This window comes from Microcoleus sp. T3_D1, assembly GCF_036700405.1.
Classification (GTDB): domain Bacteria; phylum Cyanobacteriota; class Cyanobacteriia; order Cyanobacteriales; family Microcoleaceae; genus Microcoleus.
In genome coordinates this window covers 40,110-56,220 of the sequence record NZ_JAUBOV010000008.1, presented here as the reverse complement: position 1 = coordinate 56,220, position 16,111 = coordinate 40,110, and the positions used below count along the sequence as shown (strand labels likewise).

15 protein-coding genes are annotated in these 16,111 nt (G+C 46.1%); 9 read left to right on the top strand and 6 right to left on the bottom strand.

What is annotated here, in order from left to right:
* The first annotated feature begins 69 nt into the window (after positions 1–69).
* Complete coding sequence (locus tag QT992_RS06005) at positions 70–1,227, top strand: tetratricopeptide repeat protein (protein ID WP_333313599.1); 1,158 nt, start codon at positions 70–72, stop codon at positions 1,225–1,227.
* Between the two features lie 104 nt (positions 1,228–1,331).
* Here the strand turns inward: QT992_RS06005 and QT992_RS06000 are convergent, their stop codons facing one another.
* The gene (locus tag QT992_RS06000) at positions 1,332–1,793 is read right to left on the bottom strand and encodes a hypothetical protein (protein WP_333334949.1); all 462 of its coding nucleotides are present in this window, start codon (positions 1,791–1,793) and stop codon (positions 1,332–1,334) included.
* Between the two features lie 318 nt (positions 1,794–2,111).
* Here QT992_RS06000 and QT992_RS05995 point away from each other — a divergent pair, with 318 nt between their 5' ends.
* The 4 genes from QT992_RS05995 (at position 2,112) to QT992_RS05980 (ending at position 4,215) form a co-directional block, all read left to right on the top strand.
* A complete protein-coding gene (locus QT992_RS05995; protein WP_333313596.1) occupies positions 2,112–2,729 on the top strand; it encodes an alpha/beta fold hydrolase in 618 nt (205 codons plus the stop codon).
* A 2-nt stretch (positions 2,730–2,731) separates the two neighbouring features.
* Complete coding sequence (locus QT992_RS05990) at positions 2,732–3,343, top strand: alpha/beta fold hydrolase (RefSeq protein ID WP_333334946.1); 612 nt, start codon at positions 2,732–2,734, stop codon at positions 3,341–3,343.
* Between the two features lie 144 nt (positions 3,344–3,487).
* Complete coding sequence (locus tag QT992_RS05985; RefSeq protein ID WP_333158061.1) at positions 3,488–3,760, top strand: hypothetical protein; 273 nt, start codon at positions 3,488–3,490, stop codon at positions 3,758–3,760.
* 2 nt (positions 3,761–3,762) lie between these two features.
* Positions 3,763–4,215, top strand: a complete 453-nt coding sequence (locus QT992_RS05980) for an HNH endonuclease (RefSeq protein ID WP_333105924.1) — start codon at positions 3,763–3,765, stop codon at positions 4,213–4,215.
* A 134-nt stretch (positions 4,216–4,349) separates the two neighbouring features.
* Here the strand turns inward: QT992_RS05980 and QT992_RS05975 are convergent, their stop codons facing one another.
* On the bottom strand, positions 4,350–4,781 hold the full coding sequence (locus tag QT992_RS05975) for a VOC family protein (RefSeq protein ID WP_333098932.1): 432 nt from the start codon (positions 4,779–4,781) through the stop codon (positions 4,350–4,352).
* 11 nt (positions 4,782–4,792) lie between these two features.
* Between QT992_RS05975 and QT992_RS05970 the strand changes: the two genes are divergently transcribed.
* The gene (locus QT992_RS05970) at positions 4,793–5,659 is read left to right on the top strand and encodes a TIGR00297 family protein (RefSeq protein WP_333334941.1); all 867 of its coding nucleotides are present in this window, start codon (positions 4,793–4,795) and stop codon (positions 5,657–5,659) included.
* Positions 5,660–5,953: 294 nt separating this feature from the next.
* Here QT992_RS05970 and hetR read toward each other — a convergent pair whose 3' ends face one another.
* The 4 genes from hetR to QT992_RS05950 form a co-directional block, all read right to left on the bottom strand.
* Complete coding sequence (gene hetR / locus QT992_RS05965; protein ID WP_333034952.1) at positions 5,954–6,859, bottom strand: heterocyst differentiation master regulator HetR; 906 nt, start codon at positions 6,857–6,859, stop codon at positions 5,954–5,956.
* An 851-nt stretch (positions 6,860–7,710) separates the two neighbouring features.
* Complete coding sequence (locus tag QT992_RS05960) at positions 7,711–7,935, bottom strand: hypothetical protein (protein ID WP_333313589.1); 225 nt, start codon at positions 7,933–7,935, stop codon at positions 7,711–7,713.
* Positions 7,936–8,537: 602 nt separating this feature from the next.
* Positions 8,538–8,765, bottom strand: coding sequence for a heterocyst-inhibiting protein PatX (gene patX / locus QT992_RS05955; RefSeq protein WP_333142683.1), 228 nt, complete (start codon positions 8,763–8,765; stop codon positions 8,538–8,540).
* A gap of 98 nt (positions 8,766–8,863) precedes the next feature.
* On the bottom strand, positions 8,864–10,666 hold the full coding sequence (locus QT992_RS05950; RefSeq protein ID WP_333334937.1) for an FAD-dependent oxidoreductase: 1,803 nt from the start codon (positions 10,664–10,666) through the stop codon (positions 8,864–8,866).
* 349 nt (positions 10,667–11,015) lie between these two features.
* Here QT992_RS05950 and cysC point away from each other — a divergent pair, with 349 nt between their 5' ends.
* The 3 genes from cysC to QT992_RS05935 all read left to right on the top strand — a co-directional run bounded on the left by cysC (position 11,016) and on the right by QT992_RS05935 (position 15,773).
* Entirely contained in the window at positions 11,016–11,540 is a 525-nt protein-coding gene (gene cysC, locus QT992_RS05945) for an adenylyl-sulfate kinase (protein ID WP_333224077.1), read from the top strand.
* A 37-nt stretch (positions 11,541–11,577) separates the two neighbouring features.
* Positions 11,578–13,305: an SLBB domain-containing protein gene (locus QT992_RS05940; protein ID WP_333313584.1), complete on the top strand. Its 1,728-nt coding sequence runs from the start codon at positions 11,578–11,580 to the stop codon at positions 13,303–13,305.
* A 143-nt stretch (positions 13,306–13,448) separates the two neighbouring features.
* A complete protein-coding gene (locus tag QT992_RS05935) occupies positions 13,449–15,773 on the top strand; it encodes a polysaccharide biosynthesis tyrosine autokinase (RefSeq protein WP_333313583.1) in 2,325 nt (774 codons plus the stop codon).
* The last annotated feature ends 338 nt before the right edge of the window (positions 15,774–16,111 follow it).

The following is a 16,111-nucleotide window of genomic DNA, read 5'->3' as shown; positions in this document are numbered from 1 at the left end:
ATTGTTAACCAGTGGCGAAACCACCCAAACATCAGCCAATATAGAAACAACGCCATTCCCGCAATCGCCATGACAGACATCAACCAAATAGCCGCCGCCCTAGAGGGTAAAGAATACAAACAAGCTGCCCAACTCATCAAAAAACTACAAAAAGACTCCCCCGAAAATCCGTGGGTACAATACTATATCGCCCGCTACTACGAACTCACCAACAATCTCGAAAAAGCCCAAACAACCTACAAACAAATACTCCGCGATATCACCAACGCCAAAATCGTCTCCCAGACCCGCCAAGCTATTCAACGGATTGAAACCGCACAACAAAACCTCCGCCAACAAGCCATAGAAACCGCCAAAAATGACCCCAGCAACCTCGAACCCGGACTCCTTATCCTCGAACCCGTGAGTCCCGAAAACAAAGCCGCAGCCGTACAAAATATCAGCAGAATTTTTAAAATCGACGCCTACACAACGCGGATGCAAATCCAAAGCCGCGGCTGGAGACTCTACAAAACTGGCCCCATCGCCGAACTGCGAATTTACGGTCAAGAACTCCTCAACGCCGGCATTCCCGTATTTTGGGCAACCCTAAGCGATATTCAAAAAATCCAAATTTTCCGAGTGCAGCACTTCCAGTCTCTTTCTTCCCCAGCCGTTGTTTGCAAAGATAAATTCGATCGACTCGGTGCGATCGAATTTAGCTGGTCAGAAGTTACCCAAAGAGTAGAAGGCTTGTTGCCGATGTTCATCGAAGTCATGGACTACTCGCCCAACCGAAGAAAGGATCAATTTCGCCACAGAGAAATCAGGCAAGATTACGCTCAAATCTGTGACTTGCACATTCCCAGCAGAAACTGCATTCTGCGAATTTGCGACCAAAGTTACGAATTTCAACAAGGAGTTAACTTCACCCAAGCTTCTGCAGATATCCCCGCTTCACCGAACTCCAAAAACAAAACATCCAGAGTCACAAACTCTCAACAAATTCCTCAAAGTACAACCAGAATTAACTGGAATAACTTACTGGAAATATTCGATCGCCAGCTTGACGTTACAGTTTGGTCAGAATTTACGCCCTTTGCCGAGACCGTGCTCGATTACACGCAGATGTTGAGAAAGATCGAATCTCATATAGAAGTCGAGCGCAAATCAGAAACTCCTTGGGACTCAGCTTTTCAGCTATACAGCGGATTAGCCTTCCTCAGAAATGAAAAAAATAGGGAATAGAACCAAGAGTTAAAATTAAAAATGAGTAATGCCATTTTTTTATTTTTAACGCCAGCATTGGGAGTTATCCAATGCCCAATTCCCTATTATCAATTCCCAAATTCCTACTTCGTTTTTACCTGACGAGCCATTTCCCGGAAATTGTTCATGCTGGGGCCAGGGGTCCGACGAGTTCCTGTTGGTGTCGGCATTAAATTATTAGGAGCAAAAGTCCGATTCGGTTCAGCTTGACTCGGCACTTTGCCGTTAGTTGCTGCCGCGGCAGGTACCTTCATGGGTTCCGCATTATTAGCAGGAACGCTAGCGACTGGTTCGTTTTCTTTCTTAGACTTTTTCTCTACCTTAGCCTTCTTAGCCGGTTCAGACTTCTCAGACTTCTCAGACTTAACAGGCTCAACTTTTGTCGGTGCGATCGCCACAGGCTCAGCCTTCGCCGGCGCAACTTTTGCTGGTTCCTTCGCTCCCGATTCGCCCAAATCTAGGAAATATTCAGACTTTTTCAAGCCCAACAGTCTCCCAAAAAAGCCGAAAATACCGCCGAAGAAATTTTTGATAAAACCAAACATTAGACTTACTCCTTTTGTTCTTTTAGAGAAATTTGTACAAGCTTGTCAACAAAGTTAGATTACGAGGTAAGGCAACTTTTGTCTACATTTATTCATCAAAATTTACATTGGGCTATATCTAAGCTAGCTCATCAAAGCAATTTTTAGGTATAAATACTCGCACTGCTTTGCACTTATTTACAAACTATCTCAGAATTTGTTAGGGATTCCCACTAATGGTCGATCGTACCTCGATCCGATTCGCTAGCTGTCCTAGTAGGGGTCAAACTCTCTAGGGGAGTGATTTATGCTGTAATTAGCAAGCAATTTTCTTTTCAAATGAACAGTTCGCTCGATCGCAATCCCGTCATCCTCATACACGGCATCTGGGACACAAAGATGATTTTCAGCAAAATGTCCGCCCGCCTCACCGAACTCGGATGGTCAGTCCACAGCCTCAACCTCACCCCCAACGACGGTAGCCTCGGCCTCGACTTACTGGCCAAGCAACTGGCAGACTACATCTCTGAAACCTTCGATCCAGAACAATCTTTAGACATAGTAGGCTACAGCATGGGCGGCATCGTCAGCCGCTACTACGTCCAGCGACTCGGAGGAATCAACCGCGTACAGCGTTTCATCACCCTCTCTTCCCCCCACCACGGCACCGTCACCGCCTATTCCCTACGCCTACCAGGATACCTGGATATGCGCCCCGATAGTCGCTTGCTGCGCGATTTAAATCAAGATGTGACAATGCTCAAACGCATAAATTTTACATCAATGTGGACGCCATTTGACATAATGATTGTACCGGCGAACAGCTCCCAAATGCCAGTAGGTAAAGAAGTTAAAGTCAACGTTTTGCTGCACCGCCAAATGGTGACAGAGCCCCTAAGTATTAACGCATTAGTTGAAGAACTTAAAGCACCTATAGAAAATAAAATTCCCACTTAAAAATGAATAGCAATTTCCGCCGCAACCCAGTCTTGCTAATTCACGGAATCTTCCGAAAATCGGGAATTTTTCACAAAATGTCTGCCTACCTGACCCAACTGGGATGGTCAGTCTACACCCTCAATCTCTCGCCCCATTGGGGCAACGCCAGCATAGACGAATTAGCCCAACAAATAGCAGATTATATAGACAAAACCTTTGCGCCAGAACAGCATCTAGATATAGTAGGATTGAGCATGGGCGGTTTAGTAACTCGCTACTACCTGCAAAGGTTAGGCGGCATTAACCGAGTGCAGCGCTTTATTGCCATATCTTCTCCTCACAGCGGTACTTGGATGGCTTACACTCTCTGGGGAAAAGGCTGCATTCAAATGCGTCCTGGCAGTGCTTTTCTGGAAGATTTAAATCGAGATGCAGCCTTGTTGGAAAAGCTCAATTTTACTTCGATTTGGACAGATTGGGATTTCATCATCGTACCTGCTTCTAGTTCCCAAATATCGGCGGCAAAAGAAGTAAAATTGTCTGTTTTCGCCCATGCCATGATGGCCAGGCATTCCAGCAGTTTAAAAGCGGTCGCTGAAGCACTGTCAGAACCCTTAAAGATTGATAAATAGCTGGCTGTAAAGTAAAACGCTCTGCTTTGAAAACCCCGATTTTTTTTAAAAGTAGGGGTTCGGTCTTCGGTATTTTTGAGTCTATCTAGACGGATTTAAAATTTATTGATATAATCTTAATTGAAACACATAAAATCAACAATTATGATCGTCCTGCCCAAACTGGAAAAGCTGCGAGAGACTCTGCCTATAGAAGGAGCAGTTCGCATTGAATTAGTGGAAGGAATACCGATTTTCCGAGCCTCTACAACAGTCAAAAATCGCATAGAAGAACTGTTGGAAAAACAACAAAATTTGCAACTCAATCCCGAAGAAGACCAAGAACTGAATCTTTACGAAGAAATCGACGATTACCTCAGTTTTGTCAATCGAACTGTCCGCAATCTTTTCTTGGGTCAGATTCAGCCTACAGTATAGAAATGTCAGCTCGCCGTCAAATTCCTGAGAATATCCAAAATCAAGTTCGTCAGAGAGCCAACTGTCTGTGTGAATATTGCCATGCTTCCGAACAATGGCAGTATGTAGAGTTTACGATCGAGCACATCATTCCTCTCACTAAAAAAGGGAGTAACAATATTGACAATTTGGCACTAGCTTGCTTTCATTGCAACCGTCAAAAATCCGATAAAACTACAGCCATAGATACCCAGTCGAGTGTAGAAGTGCCATTGTTTAATCCCAGACAAGATACCTGGAACGAACATTTTATTTGGTCGGCGGATGGATTATCAATAGTTGGTTTAACTACAATTGGACGAGCTACAGTTACAGCATTAGTCTTAAATCGAGAAAGAGTTATTAATATTCGTACTGCTGACAAAGCTATAGGGCGACATCCACCAGCAGGTGATTTGATTCAATCCGAAAGTTGATATGCTGAAGTGCATTTAAATTGTATAGTCAAATTTAAGAAAATTCTTGTGGGGTGGGCGTCTCGCCCGCCCAAAAAATACAATTTAGATGCCCAACAGCTTATGCTGCAACTGGCTGTTATTTCGCGCAGCAATCAAACAGCATCGCCAACTTCAGCGTATTCGCTGCGACCAAAAATTGCTTCAGCTTCACAGTAATACTTGAACTCCAGTATATTGTGGAAAGGGTCTTCTAAGAAGAAAGTACGGTGCTCTGTAGGCAAACCGACAAATCGCCGTCTCGGTTCTTGATAGAAATTTAAGTTATTTTGCTGGGCTTTTTCTAGCAACGCTTCCCAGTCAGCTTCGGAAGTAAAAATTAACCCAAAATGCCGGGGGTAGATGCCTCGCTGAGGCGTCAAAGGTTCGCGGCTGACGTGGGCGACTATTTGATGGCCACACAAGCCCATAATCGCAGAATTAGGCGATTCGCGACCTAGTTCGCAGCCGAGCCCGTCTACATAGAACGCTTTTGTTTGGGCAATATCGGTCACGGGGAAGGCAAGATGAAATAAGACTTGGTTCATGGAGGTAGTAAATGCAGAATTCAGAATTGTTCTTTAATTATTTATCTTGGTCTAATCCTTGGTTGGTGGCGATCGCCCTAAATACATTTTTACTCACGATCGCCACCATAGCTCCTAAAAAATTGCTCACTCCCGCAGGCCAATTTCACGGCTGGGTATTGGGCGTCCTCATCTGGGGCTGTTTGGGATGGCAAGGCTATGCTGTCGTGATGTTTTACTTTCTTGTCGGATCGGGAGTTACCCGCATCGGCAAAGCCCAAAAAGAAGCAGAAGGCATAGCCGAAAAGCGTTCAGGCGCCAGAGGCCCAGAAAATGTCTGGGGTTCGGCTTTAACCGCTACTTTTTGTGCTCTGGGAGTTTTGGCGTTATCTATTTTAGCAGAGACAGGCAAGATGTCTGTTTTAGGAGAGACAGCAAAGATGGCTGTTTTAGGAGAGACAGGCAAGATGCCTGTGCCACAAGATGCTATTTCCCTCTTATTTCTGGGTTACGCGGCGAGTTTTTGCACCAAACTTTCCGATACCTGCGCTAGCGAAATCGGCAAAGCTTACGGAAAGCGGACTTTTTTGATTACTAGCTTGCAGCCTGTACCTAGGGGTACGGAAGGGGCCGTAAGTTTGGAAGGAACGATCGCGGGTATTGTCGGCTCAATTTTGATTGCACTTTTGAGTTGGGCCGTCGGTTTAATTGACTTGACAGGAATTGTTTTTTGTGTAATTGCAGCTTTTATTGCCACGAACATCGAGAGTGTGATTGGGGCGACGGTGCAATCAAAGTTTGAGTGGCTGACGAACGAGGTGGTAAATTTTTTTAATACACTCATAGGAGCGATCGCAGCGATTATTTTAGCGGCGACCTGGAGAGCTTTTTTAACTTAGTTAATCCTGGACGCATTCGCGACCCAATCAACCTGGTTTTTTACGATAATTCAAACGATTAATATTATGTCCGGTCGATTACCCCTAATACGGTAGGGGCGGGTTCACGAAAAATATCTGCCAATAATTTACAATCTCAAAAACCCGCCCTTTTAATCGCGGTCACTCGATCGGACATGATATAACGCAGTATTTTTGGAAGAAAAAAAGCCGGTTGCGCCGTCCAGGGCTATTAGCTATTAATCATTAGTCTCAAGCAATCAACTCATGACTAATGATTAATAGTTAATCCAACTAAGCGTCGTCTTGCGGGCCAAAAACCATTTGTAAAATCATCGTCGGTTCGCCCCGCTTGTGATAGCGATCGGCCCAATTGCGAATAATTTCATCTAATTCTTCAAGGGCTTGGTCGAGCCGTTCCGGCGGAATATCCAAAGTCTCCATAATTCGCATCACCTTCGGTTGTTTTTCCGCCCAATCCTTCATCAGCCGGAAATATCTAGCCGTATCCTCCACCATAGTAAATGTCCGCTCTTCCTGCTCTGCGGGAGAGTAAGTAGCGCGGGTGAGGGCATAAAACGGCATTCCCCAAGGAGAATCAATGCGAGTTACTGTCCCAGAATAGATCAAGCGTCGCTTAATGTGTTCTGCTAGAGCTTCGCTCAAAGGCATTCGCCTTTCTGGAGACATATCTTCTTGCGATCGCCTGTGCAGAAACTCGATCAACTCCATAAACTGAAAAGAATTGATCAGTTGAGCATCCGGCGGATTCGGAGGAATCTTGCCTTCGAGATATTTTTTTTCATCTACAGTCAAATTGTTTCCCGGAATGCGAGGGCGTCCCGGCATCCAACCATACTGTTCCAGCCAGACATAAGGAAACTGAATCAAATATCTAGGTTCTTGGGAACCCAACATTTTCAGCAATTTTCCCTGAGTCAGAGCTTCCCGGACTTCTTCAACAATCACCTTCACCCGTTTAGGCTCAATGTGATGCAAATGTCCGGTCATCCGCAGGTTGTTGTCCTGCTCCATATAAGTCATATAAATGGCACACTTAGCCGCCGTTGCGGCCGCGTCTAGAAACGCCCCGTGCCTGTGCCCACTGGTTCTCATGGCGCTAAACGCCAGATATAGCATGATCTGATCCATTGCACTAGGGCTGAGGCTTTTGACCAGATCCAAAGAGTCATTTTTCATCACTATCCCCGAAATAGCCAAATTAGGAGGCATTTTGTCATCCTCCATTAAATTATTGCGAGAGCGCCGAATCAAGCATAGCCGACTGTCGCCGGAAAGCTTGCCAGCTACCCTAATATTCAGGTTAGTTAATTTCCCTGAGGTAACAGGGGCATGGGCTTAAAGGCTATCCACACCGCATAAGTGGTTCTTATTGGTGGCCAATTTAAGTAGATTGCTGCACCCTCTGCGCTGACAGTTTACCTATATATAAGTTAGTTATCGCAAGTTAATTATAGTGCAGCGGTTGAAAATTAAACCCTACCTGTGGGGGGGAGAAGGTAAATAACTGTTGCGATGCCAGGAATTTGAGGCGACTCCGAGCCCCTAATTCTGGAAGAGTCATGGATGCCCAAACCCGGTTCGATCGACTAAAATAAGCCTGTTGCATAATTGCGGGAAGATTTTGATGGTTTTGTGGGATGGGATCTCGTAGCCCGTCCGCTGTATTTTCACAGCAGGCGGGACACCCCACAAGAATCCTCCTCAAATTGTGCCATGCCACAATCAGGCGTGGAGGGCGAGGGATATCGGTTGAAAAACCCAGATGCTCAGAGGCCTGTGGTTAGTTCCTGTTTAATTGAAGCGTTTTCAATACAAAACCGCCACATACTAGAATCTCTCTCTAGGTACATGGCGGTTTCCCGTTTATATGCTATCATATCACAAAAAAAAGAATCTCCTCAGAACTGTCCACAAAAAGTGCAGTTGTCGCTTAACCTGAAACACTAGAATTCCAGAAAATCCGATCGAGCGATCGAATGAACGGCCCGAAGCAACTCAGTTGTAGTCATCACTTGCGTCCAGTGTCATTAGAAATCTTGTAGCGGATGAGTGTAAACTGTAGGCTCAGTAAAATTTCTGCGTCTGCCCCTCTCAGCAGGGCGATTGCCCCTTTGTTGAGTTTGGACTGACAACATATATTGGGCGGTGGCAGTTTCGACAATGGGGAGTGAAGATTCAAAAGCTTGAGCGGCGCTGGCACTCAAGGTAATGCCCAACAGGCTCAGTAAAGCAATTGCTGTGTAGGTTTTCATGGGTAGTATTTGTATCAGTATCTATTTAGAGATACGACATTACCCAGGCTGATCAGGATTAATTTCCCTGAAATTATCAAACTATAGAATCAGGAATCAGGAATCAGAAGGAAGAATCAGAAGGAAAAAGGAAGAAGGAATCAGGCTTAAGTTAAGCTATCTCGCATTTAAATTGTCTCCTAAAATCCTTGTATAAAAAGCGGAAAATTATCTTTCCCTCTCCCTTTCTCACCCTCTACCTCTCCCCAAGCAACAGACACTTTAGATGCGTAGCATCTGATCTATGAGAGCTGTCAGAAGTCGATGTAAAATGGAATAAATAAAATCTCTGGCTTCAGGAAAAAAAAAATCCTAATTGCACTACCCAGAAGGTTGCAATAATATACAAAACCGCCAAATACGAGATTCAATCTCTCAATAGATGGCGGTTTAAGGTTTATATGCTATCATCACTCACATAAAAGAAGAGCCTAATGACTGTAAACAAGAAATGCAGTGGCCTTGGAAACCTGAAAAACTAGCATCCCAGGAAATCAGATTGAGCGCTCGACACGGGCGGCAGAAACTAACTCAATAACGGAAATCGCTTTCGTCCAATGTCATTAAAATGCTTGTAGTTGATGAGTGTAAAGATTAGGCTCACTGAACTCTCGGCGTCCGCTGCCTCTTTCAGGAGAACGATCGCCCCTTTGTTCGGTTTGGGCGGATAAAATGTATGAAGCGGTGGCAACTTCCAGCAGTCCGACGAGGGATTCAAAGGCTCGAACGACAGTGGCGCTCAAAGTAACGCCCAAAAGACTCTGTAAAGCAATTGGTGTGTAAGTTTGCATGGGGTTAGTATCCGTGTCATTGTCTATTAACTGATACGGACTCTCCCCGATCGATCAGGATAAATTTCTGTGAATTTTTCGGATCTCTGCAAAAAACCTTACCCCTTCAATTCTACTGAGCCCGCCAGCAGCCAAGCACCTGCCGAATTCAGCCTGCCCCATACTGTCAGAGGCTTTTCGGTTTCGCAATTGTGTAAAAATCTGTCGGTTTCCGAGTCCAAAGTCACGAGTTGCCAAGTTTGACCGGCTAAGGATGCAGGGCTTGTCAGCGTTAGTGTCCAGTCTTGTTCGCCGAGGCGACGGAAAATGCCCGAAAATTGGCTTTGGGTATTTGCTGTTTGACGGCTTTGTTTCTCTACTGACTCCTGACATTCGCCGCTGGCGGGATATGCTTGGGGTCGATCGAGATAATAGCGTTGCCAATCCAGCCAATCCGATCGCCCCCGTGTCAAATTAAATAAAGGAATAACCGCCGCACTAGCCTCGGAATCTTGCAGCAAAGCTTCCTGCAAAACTCTCACCGGCAACTCCCGCGGCTGACATCCAGATTCCGCGCACAAAGCCGCCGCCATCCCCGCCGCCTGTCCAATATTCATTACCGTCGGTTGCAAGCGAGTTGCACCGTTGGCGATGTGAGAGACGGAAATATTTTTTTCGCAGACTAGCAAACCGTCTGTACTCGCAGGAATTAGCGCGCTGTAAGGAATGGTAAACGGAGTTCCCGTCCAGCGGCCGCCCCAGCGGAGAGATTTTGGCTGCAAGGGAATGTCGCCACTGGTGTAGTGGTGGTCATTGGCGTAGTTGCCGATCGCAATTGTTTCACAAATGCCCTCAGAATTTATCGGCAACTTCGCGACTCTGCCACCGACAATCGGCAAAATATCTTGTTCTTTGACTGTACTTATCCCTCGCAAGCGCCGACTTTCTCGGTAGTAAGGATGTAAGGCAAAGGAAGAAAGAAGGGAAGAATTTTGTTGATTGTCGATCGTTGAAATGGGGAAAATATTCTGTGCTAGGCCGTAGCGGCGGCCGAGTTGCGTTTGAATGAAGCGGGCGAAACTTTGAGTATGCCAGAGACTTTCTTGCAGGAATTCTTGTCGAGATGCTTCCGATGCAATTAGTCGATCGACTCCTTCACCATAATCATTACCTCGAATCGGCCAATTAATCATCAACAATCCACCCGGAAGCCTGCCGTAATTGAGAAATTGTTCGGGAGTGTAACCGTCCCAAGCACCGATAAATCGATCGGGATTGTCAATAGGCGGCGCGGGAATTTCTGGCCCGGCTGCACCTTTACCAAAATCCTGCAAGATTGCCACCCAAGTCGGAGCTTGCACCGAATACCTCTGTGTGAGAGCATTAGAGGCAGCCGGCGCGCTGGGTTCTCCCCACTCGGCTTGGAATTCCCAACCCCAGCGGTGTCCAACATCGGCTAAAGCCAGCAAATCTCCCAATTCCGTTGCATCTAAAGTGATTTTGGCCGAAACCGTAAAATCTGCAAACCGAACGCCAGAAATGCGAGATTCTTCCCATAGCACATCTTGAGCTTTTTGTCCACAAATCCACTGTAAGTTCGGCAAACATTTAACCCAATCAGCGAAAATTTCAGCACCTGTGCGGGGATCGTAAGTAAAAAAACTTACCCAGCCCCAATCCAAACCTCCCGGCTGTCGCTGCTGGAGTTCCCGCAAAAACGCGCCCCACAAACCGGTTTGAAAAGCTGCTAATTCATTGCCATCGGGGGCCGAAACGCCAGCAGAAGTCAGCATTCCTCCCAGCCAGGGGAATTCGCTTACTAAAATTGTTTTGGCACCTCGGCGGGCTGCTTGCACAGCAGCAGCGGTGCCGCCAGTGCCGCCACCGACGACCAAAACATCTGCTTTTAAGGTTGGGGACATGGGGAATAGGATTTTAGATTTTAGATTTTAGATTTTAGATTGCAAGAGGCTCATTCATCATGTAAGGTGCGACCACAAGCACCCAGAGGATAGATGTTCGGCGTTGGCGATCGCCCATTGAATGTAAGGGTACACACACGGCGCACCCTACGGATTTTAAAATTACCTCTTTATCCTCTTCCCTCTGCCTCTGTGTCCTCTGCGTCCTCTGCGGTTAATAAAAAAATTAGTTATTGTGAAAGTCAGATCGCATCTCAAATCAAAAAGAATCAGAAAATGGGGAACCGGGACACTAAAGTCATACGTCGCGTAATTTCCCCACTACTCACTACTAACCAAGCAATTGAAAATGGAAAAAGGTTTTATTTTGTGGTTCACCGGGCTGAGCGGTTCCGGCAAGACAACTATCACCAAAGCCCTCGAACCTGAATTGAAGGCAAGAGGTTGCAAAGTGGAAATATTGGATGGAGATGTCGTTCGCACCAACTTGTCAAAAGGTTTGGGATTTAGCCAAGAAGACAGAGATACTAATATTCGGCGGATTGGATTTGTAGCTCACCTGCTGAGCCGCAATGGAGTAGCCGTAATGACCGCAGCTATTAGCCCATACAGAGCAATTCGCGACGAAATTAGAGCAATGGAGCCCAATTTTGTTGAAGTATATATCACAGCGCCGTTAGAAGTGTGCGAAGGTCGCGATGTCAAGGGGTTATACGCTAAGGCGAGAGCAGGAGAAATTAAGGGTTTTACGGGAATTGACGATCCTTATGAAGAACCGCTTAATCCTGAGATTATTTGTTACACAGAGCGAGAAAGTGTGGAAGAGAGTGTTAAAAAAGTTCTGACCAAGTTAGAACAGTTGGGTTACATTTGAAGTTGGCGGGGTTGGATGAGGATAGGGGCAAAAAGCGATGGTGGTGAAAAGTTATTCGCACGGCGTGCAACTTGAGAAAAAATCTCACCCTTGTGTCCCCTTCGCGGATAGGGAGGGTGAAGAATTTCTCCCATTTCCTGCAAGGAAAGGGGCCCAGGCAGAGGTTTCCAGCAAAAGCTGCAAGCTAAGTTATTGGGCAAGCAATGCTGTCAAAAGTTTAATGATTCAAAGTTTAACAGTGTCAGTGCTGGCGGCGGTGGGTTCATCTCCTGCGGCGGCCCAGTTTATGCCTCCTCCTCCTCCTCCTGCTGATGCGGGATCTCCTGTTCCTGTACCAGTACCGGCAGTGCCGGGATTGCCGGGATTGCCGGCAACTGAACCTTCAAGTGTACGATCGGAAGTTTACACTTTAGGCGCGGGCGATCGTATTCAAATGGACATCTTCAACGTCCCGGAATACAGCGGCCCCAACGGTCAACACCAAGTACAGGCAGACGGTTCCCTGAATTTGCCGTTAATTGGCAGCGTTTCGGTGTACGGGATGACTCTAGAACAAGCTTCTAATGCTGTTAAAGACAAATACGGCAAATACCTCAAACGTCCTTGGATTACCCTGAAACTGCTGGCGGCACGTCCTTTGCAAATTGCGATCGCGGGCGAAATCAACCGCCCCGGAGCCTATACAATATCTTCAGCAGCAGGCCCCGGAGGCACAGCAGAGCAAATGGGAACTCAAATGCCAACGATATCGCGGGCTCTGCGAATGGCCGGTGGAATTACCCAGTCAGCAGACGTGCGGCAAATCAAAATCCGCCGCCCCCAGCGCAACGCAGCGGAACAAATTATTAGTGTGGATTTGTGGGAATTATTGCAAAACGGCGATTTGCGGGCCGATATGACTTTGCGCGACGGCGATACTATATTTATTCCCACTGTAACTAGCCTCAACCGCCAAGAAGCACCGACTTTAGCAGTAGCTAACATTACCGGACAAAGCACTCAACCCATTAATATTGCTGTGGTGGGCGAAGTAACTCGCCCCGGTACTTATACTTTGGCAAAAGAGGCTCAAAGTAGGGTACAAGAGAATGAAATGGGTGAAAATTCTGGTTTGTTTGCTGCTAGCGAAACCAACGGCGGGGAAAATGTTTTGCAGCAAACGGTAACGAGGGCAATTAAAATGGCGGGCGGCATTACGCCGGTAGCTGATATCAGACAAATACAAGTTCGCCGCCTGACGCGGGCGGGTACCGAACAAATTATTAATGTGAATTTGTGGCAACTTTTGGAAGGGGGAGATGTATCCCAAGATTTAGCGCTGCAACAGGGAGATACGGTAATCGTTCCCAAAGCCGAAAATCTCGATGCAACCCAAGACGAACAAGTTGCTAATTCTAATTTTTCACCGGATACGATTAGGGTGAACATTGTAGGAGAAGTCGTGAAACCGGGAGCGATTGCGGTGCTGCCCAACACTACTTTAAATCAAGCGCTGGTAGCAGCGGGAGGTTTTAATAAAGCGCGGGCCGAAATGGATTCGGTGAATTTAATTCGCCTCAATCCTAACGGCACCGTTTCCCAGCTAAATGTTAAGGTTAATTTTTCCGCAACGGCCAATGAAGAAACTAATCCCAAACTGCAAAATAATGATGTAATTATGGTAAGGCGATCGGGTCGCGCTACGTTCTCGGATAATGTAGGCGGGACTCTCGCTCCTCTCAGCCCCCTGTTAGGAATATTTCGATTGTTCGATATTTTTCGGTGAGTTGAATAGACTCGCATTAAGACCTCAGAAACCCGCTTTCTATAAAAAATTGCGGTTTGGTAATGAAATATTTAGGAATCAACCGATTTCCGGAAACTCCGCTACCAATACAGACGTTTAAACTAATAAGTTGTAGAAATCCAATGAAACCAGGGAAACAATCTCAAGTAGCACTGTTTAATCATAAAAAAGCCGCTAATCTGCAAAAACTGTCTTCTGGGCTTTATGAAGAAGATCAATTTTTAGGCAGAAACAAAACCGAGGCAGAAGAGTTAAGTTTTTGGGAAGTTTGCCGCAGTCGCTCCATCTTAGTCATCGGCGTAGCAGCGGCAGTGACTACCGGAGTTTTCGCCTGGACGCTGAATCAAAAAAGCGAGTACGAAGGGCGCTTTCAATTATTAGTAGAACCCGCAGTTACGCAAAATACTTTAGCAAAAATCTACTCCGGTGAGCTGAAACTGCAACCAGCGGGCGCCGCGACGACAGAAAATGCGGGTTTTGACTACGAATCCCAAATTCAAGTTTTGCAAAGCCCGCAAGTAATGTCGCCGATTATTAAACAGTTGCAGGCTAAGTATCCCGAAATAAATTACAACTACCTCTTGAACCAAAAAGCAGATAATTTGCCGTTTTCTCAGGAAACTAGGCTGTCAATTAATCGCTTCAAAAATACCAAGATTATCGAAGTTAGATATCGGGATTACGATCCGAAAAAAATTCAGTTTGTTTTGGAAAAAGTTGCGCTAGGCTACCGCAACTACAGCGTGCAAGATACCACAAGTCAAATTAGTCAGACTCTGGATTTTGTGAAATCGCAAATTCCCAACCAGCGAAAGCGCCAACAAGCTCTGCAAACAGAAATTCAAAAATTGCGGCAGCAGTACAATTTCATCGATCCGCAAATTCAAACCCAACAGCTTTCGCAGCAAATCACCCAACTTCAAGCGCAAAGATTGGACGCGCAAACGCAGCTCAATCAGCAGAGATTGCTCTATTCCAATCTGCAAAATCAGCTCGGACTGAACCAGAAGCAAGCGCTGATGGCCTCGGCTCTGAGTCAAGCTCCCCGCTATCAAGGGATGCTGACTCAATTGCAGCAATTAGAAGGGCAAATTGCGATTAACTCGGCTACGTTTACAGACGAAACTCCGCAAATGCAATTGTTGCGAGAACAGCGCAAAAACCTGATTCCTTTGTTGAAGAAAGAAGCCCAACAGGTTCTGGGAACTGATTTGGCTAAGGTAAATTCGCAAGTGCTGACTTTTCAAGATCCGGTGCGGATTAAGTTAATCGAGCAGTTTATCGGTACTGCTAATTTAATTCAGGTGCTGGGCGTGCGGAATCAAGTTTTGGAGCAAGCTGCTAAGCAGTTGAATCAATACTCTCAAAAATTCCCGGTGATTTTGCGGCGCTATTCCGATTTGCAGCGCGAGTTGGATTTGACTAACAATACGCTGAATGGTTTGCTGGCAAAACAGCAAGCTTTGCAGCTTGAAGCTGTGGGCAAAAAAGAGGTGGCTTGGGAAGTTATTGCTAAGCCGGAAATTCCGCGTTACAAAAATGGCGAGTTGATGGCTGTTGCTCCGATTATGCCTTTGAATTTGGCTTTGGGGGGAGTGGCTGGTTTGCTGTTTGGTATGCTGGCGGCGCAGTTGGCGGAACGGTTTAAAAATAAAACGGTGTTCCAAACTCCAGAGGATGTCAAACAGTCGATTCGCCTGCCTTTGTTGGGGGTAATTCCTGCTAGCGATAAAATTTTGAGACTTCCTCCTGCTGAGACAAGCCCGGTGGATGTGGCAATTTCGCCGATGCCGACGGATGCTTTTCAAGAAGCTTTTCGATCGCTCAATGCGAATATTCGCTTACTAAACGTTGATACTCCAATTAATTCTTGCGTAATTACTTCTTGTCAAGTAGGTGATGGCAAGTCTACCGTAGCAGTAAATCTGGCGCGGGCGGCGGCTGCAATGGGGCAGCAAGTGCTGTTGGTGGATGGGGATTTACGGCGCCCGCAGGTACACGAAATGCTGGGTTTACCGAATTGGCAAGGCCTGCACAATGTGATTGCTGATGATGTGGATGTGCAACAGGTGATTTTGCGATCGCCCCGCGATGAAAATTTGTTTGTGTTAACTTCCGGCCCGGTTCCTCTCGATCCCACAAAGGTGCTTTCTTCCCGAAAAATGCAGCATTTAATGGCAGCTTTGTCAAGTCATTTTGACTTAGTTATTTACGATACTGCGCCGCTTTTAGGTTTGGCGGATGCGAATTTGTTGGCGGCTCACACTAACGGATTGATGCTGGTAGTAGGGCTGCATCAAACTCAGCGGGAGGCGCTGGTGTTGGCTTTTGAAGATTTAAAAATGGCGGGAATTCCGCTGTTGGGAATGGTGGCGAATAACGATAAAGGCAGCAGGTATTACTATCAGTCTTACGTGCAGGATTACGTCCAGGAAAAGTCTGTTTGAGGGAGGGGAATAGCATTAGATTCGGGTAGTTGACCTTCGGGTTAGCTACCCGAATCTTTGGGAGTTATATCAAATCCCTCTCTTTTCTTCCTCTGCGTTCTCTGCGTCTCTGCGGTTTTAATCATTCAAATACAAAAGTAAACGGTATTAAATGGAAGAGTTTACGATCGAGCAGAAATATTTAAAATTATTATGATATAATTAGGAACATTAGCCTTAAAAGTAGCACCAGCGAACGGCCCGGAAATGGCTAAAATATCAGTGAAATAAAATGACTCTCTCCGCTCGGAACAGCAGGCGATTCCCAGAGGAGAGTAGTACATTGATTCGCCTGAAGT

Bases quoted from the DNA above. Each gene is read 5' to 3' on its own strand.
- QT992_RS05960 (WP_333313589.1), bottom strand. From the start codon at position 7,935: ATGAAAACCTACACAGCAATTGCTTTACTGAGCCTGTTGGGCATTACC.
- QT992_RS05980 (WP_333105924.1), top strand. From the start codon at position 3,763: ATGTCAGCTCGCCGTCAAATTCCTGAGAATATCCAAAATCAAGTTCGT.
- QT992_RS05990 (WP_333334946.1), top strand. From the start codon at position 2,732: ATGAATAGCAATTTCCGCCGCAACCCAGTCTTGCTAATTCACGGAATC.
- QT992_RS05995 (WP_333313596.1), top strand. From the start codon at position 2,112: ATGAACAGTTCGCTCGATCGCAATCCCGTCATCCTCATACACGGCATC.
- QT992_RS05975 (WP_333098932.1), bottom strand. From the start codon at position 4,781: ATGAACCAAGTCTTATTTCATCTTGCCTTCCCCGTGACCGATATTGCC.
- QT992_RS06005 (WP_333313599.1), top strand. From the start codon at position 70: ATGACAGACATCAACCAAATAGCCGCCGCCCTAGAGGGTAAAGAATAC.
- QT992_RS05970 (WP_333334941.1), top strand. From the start codon at position 4,793: ATGCAGAATTCAGAATTGTTCTTTAATTATTTATCTTGGTCTAATCCT.
- QT992_RS05940 (WP_333313584.1), top strand. From the start codon at position 11,578: ATGGTGGTGAAAAGTTATTCGCACGGCGTGCAACTTGAGAAAAAATCT.
- QT992_RS05935 (WP_333313583.1), top strand. From the start codon at position 13,449: ATGAAACCAGGGAAACAATCTCAAGTAGCACTGTTTAATCATAAAAAA.
- patX (WP_333142683.1), bottom strand. From the start codon at position 8,765: ATGCAAACTTACACACCAATTGCTTTACAGAGTCTTTTGGGCGTTACT.
- hetR (WP_333034952.1), bottom strand. From the start codon at position 6,859: ATGAAAAATGACTCTTTGGATCTGGTCAAAAGCCTCAGCCCTAGTGCA.
- QT992_RS06000 (WP_333334949.1), bottom strand. From the start codon at position 1,793: ATGTTTGGTTTTATCAAAAATTTCTTCGGCGGTATTTTCGGCTTTTTT.
- QT992_RS05950 (WP_333334937.1), bottom strand. From the start codon at position 10,666: ATGTCCCCAACCTTAAAAGCAGATGTTTTGGTCGTCGGTGGCGGCACT.
- QT992_RS05985 (WP_333158061.1), top strand. From the start codon at position 3,488: ATGATCGTCCTGCCCAAACTGGAAAAGCTGCGAGAGACTCTGCCTATA.
- cysC (WP_333224077.1), top strand. From the start codon at position 11,016: ATGGAAAAAGGTTTTATTTTGTGGTTCACCGGGCTGAGCGGTTCCGGC.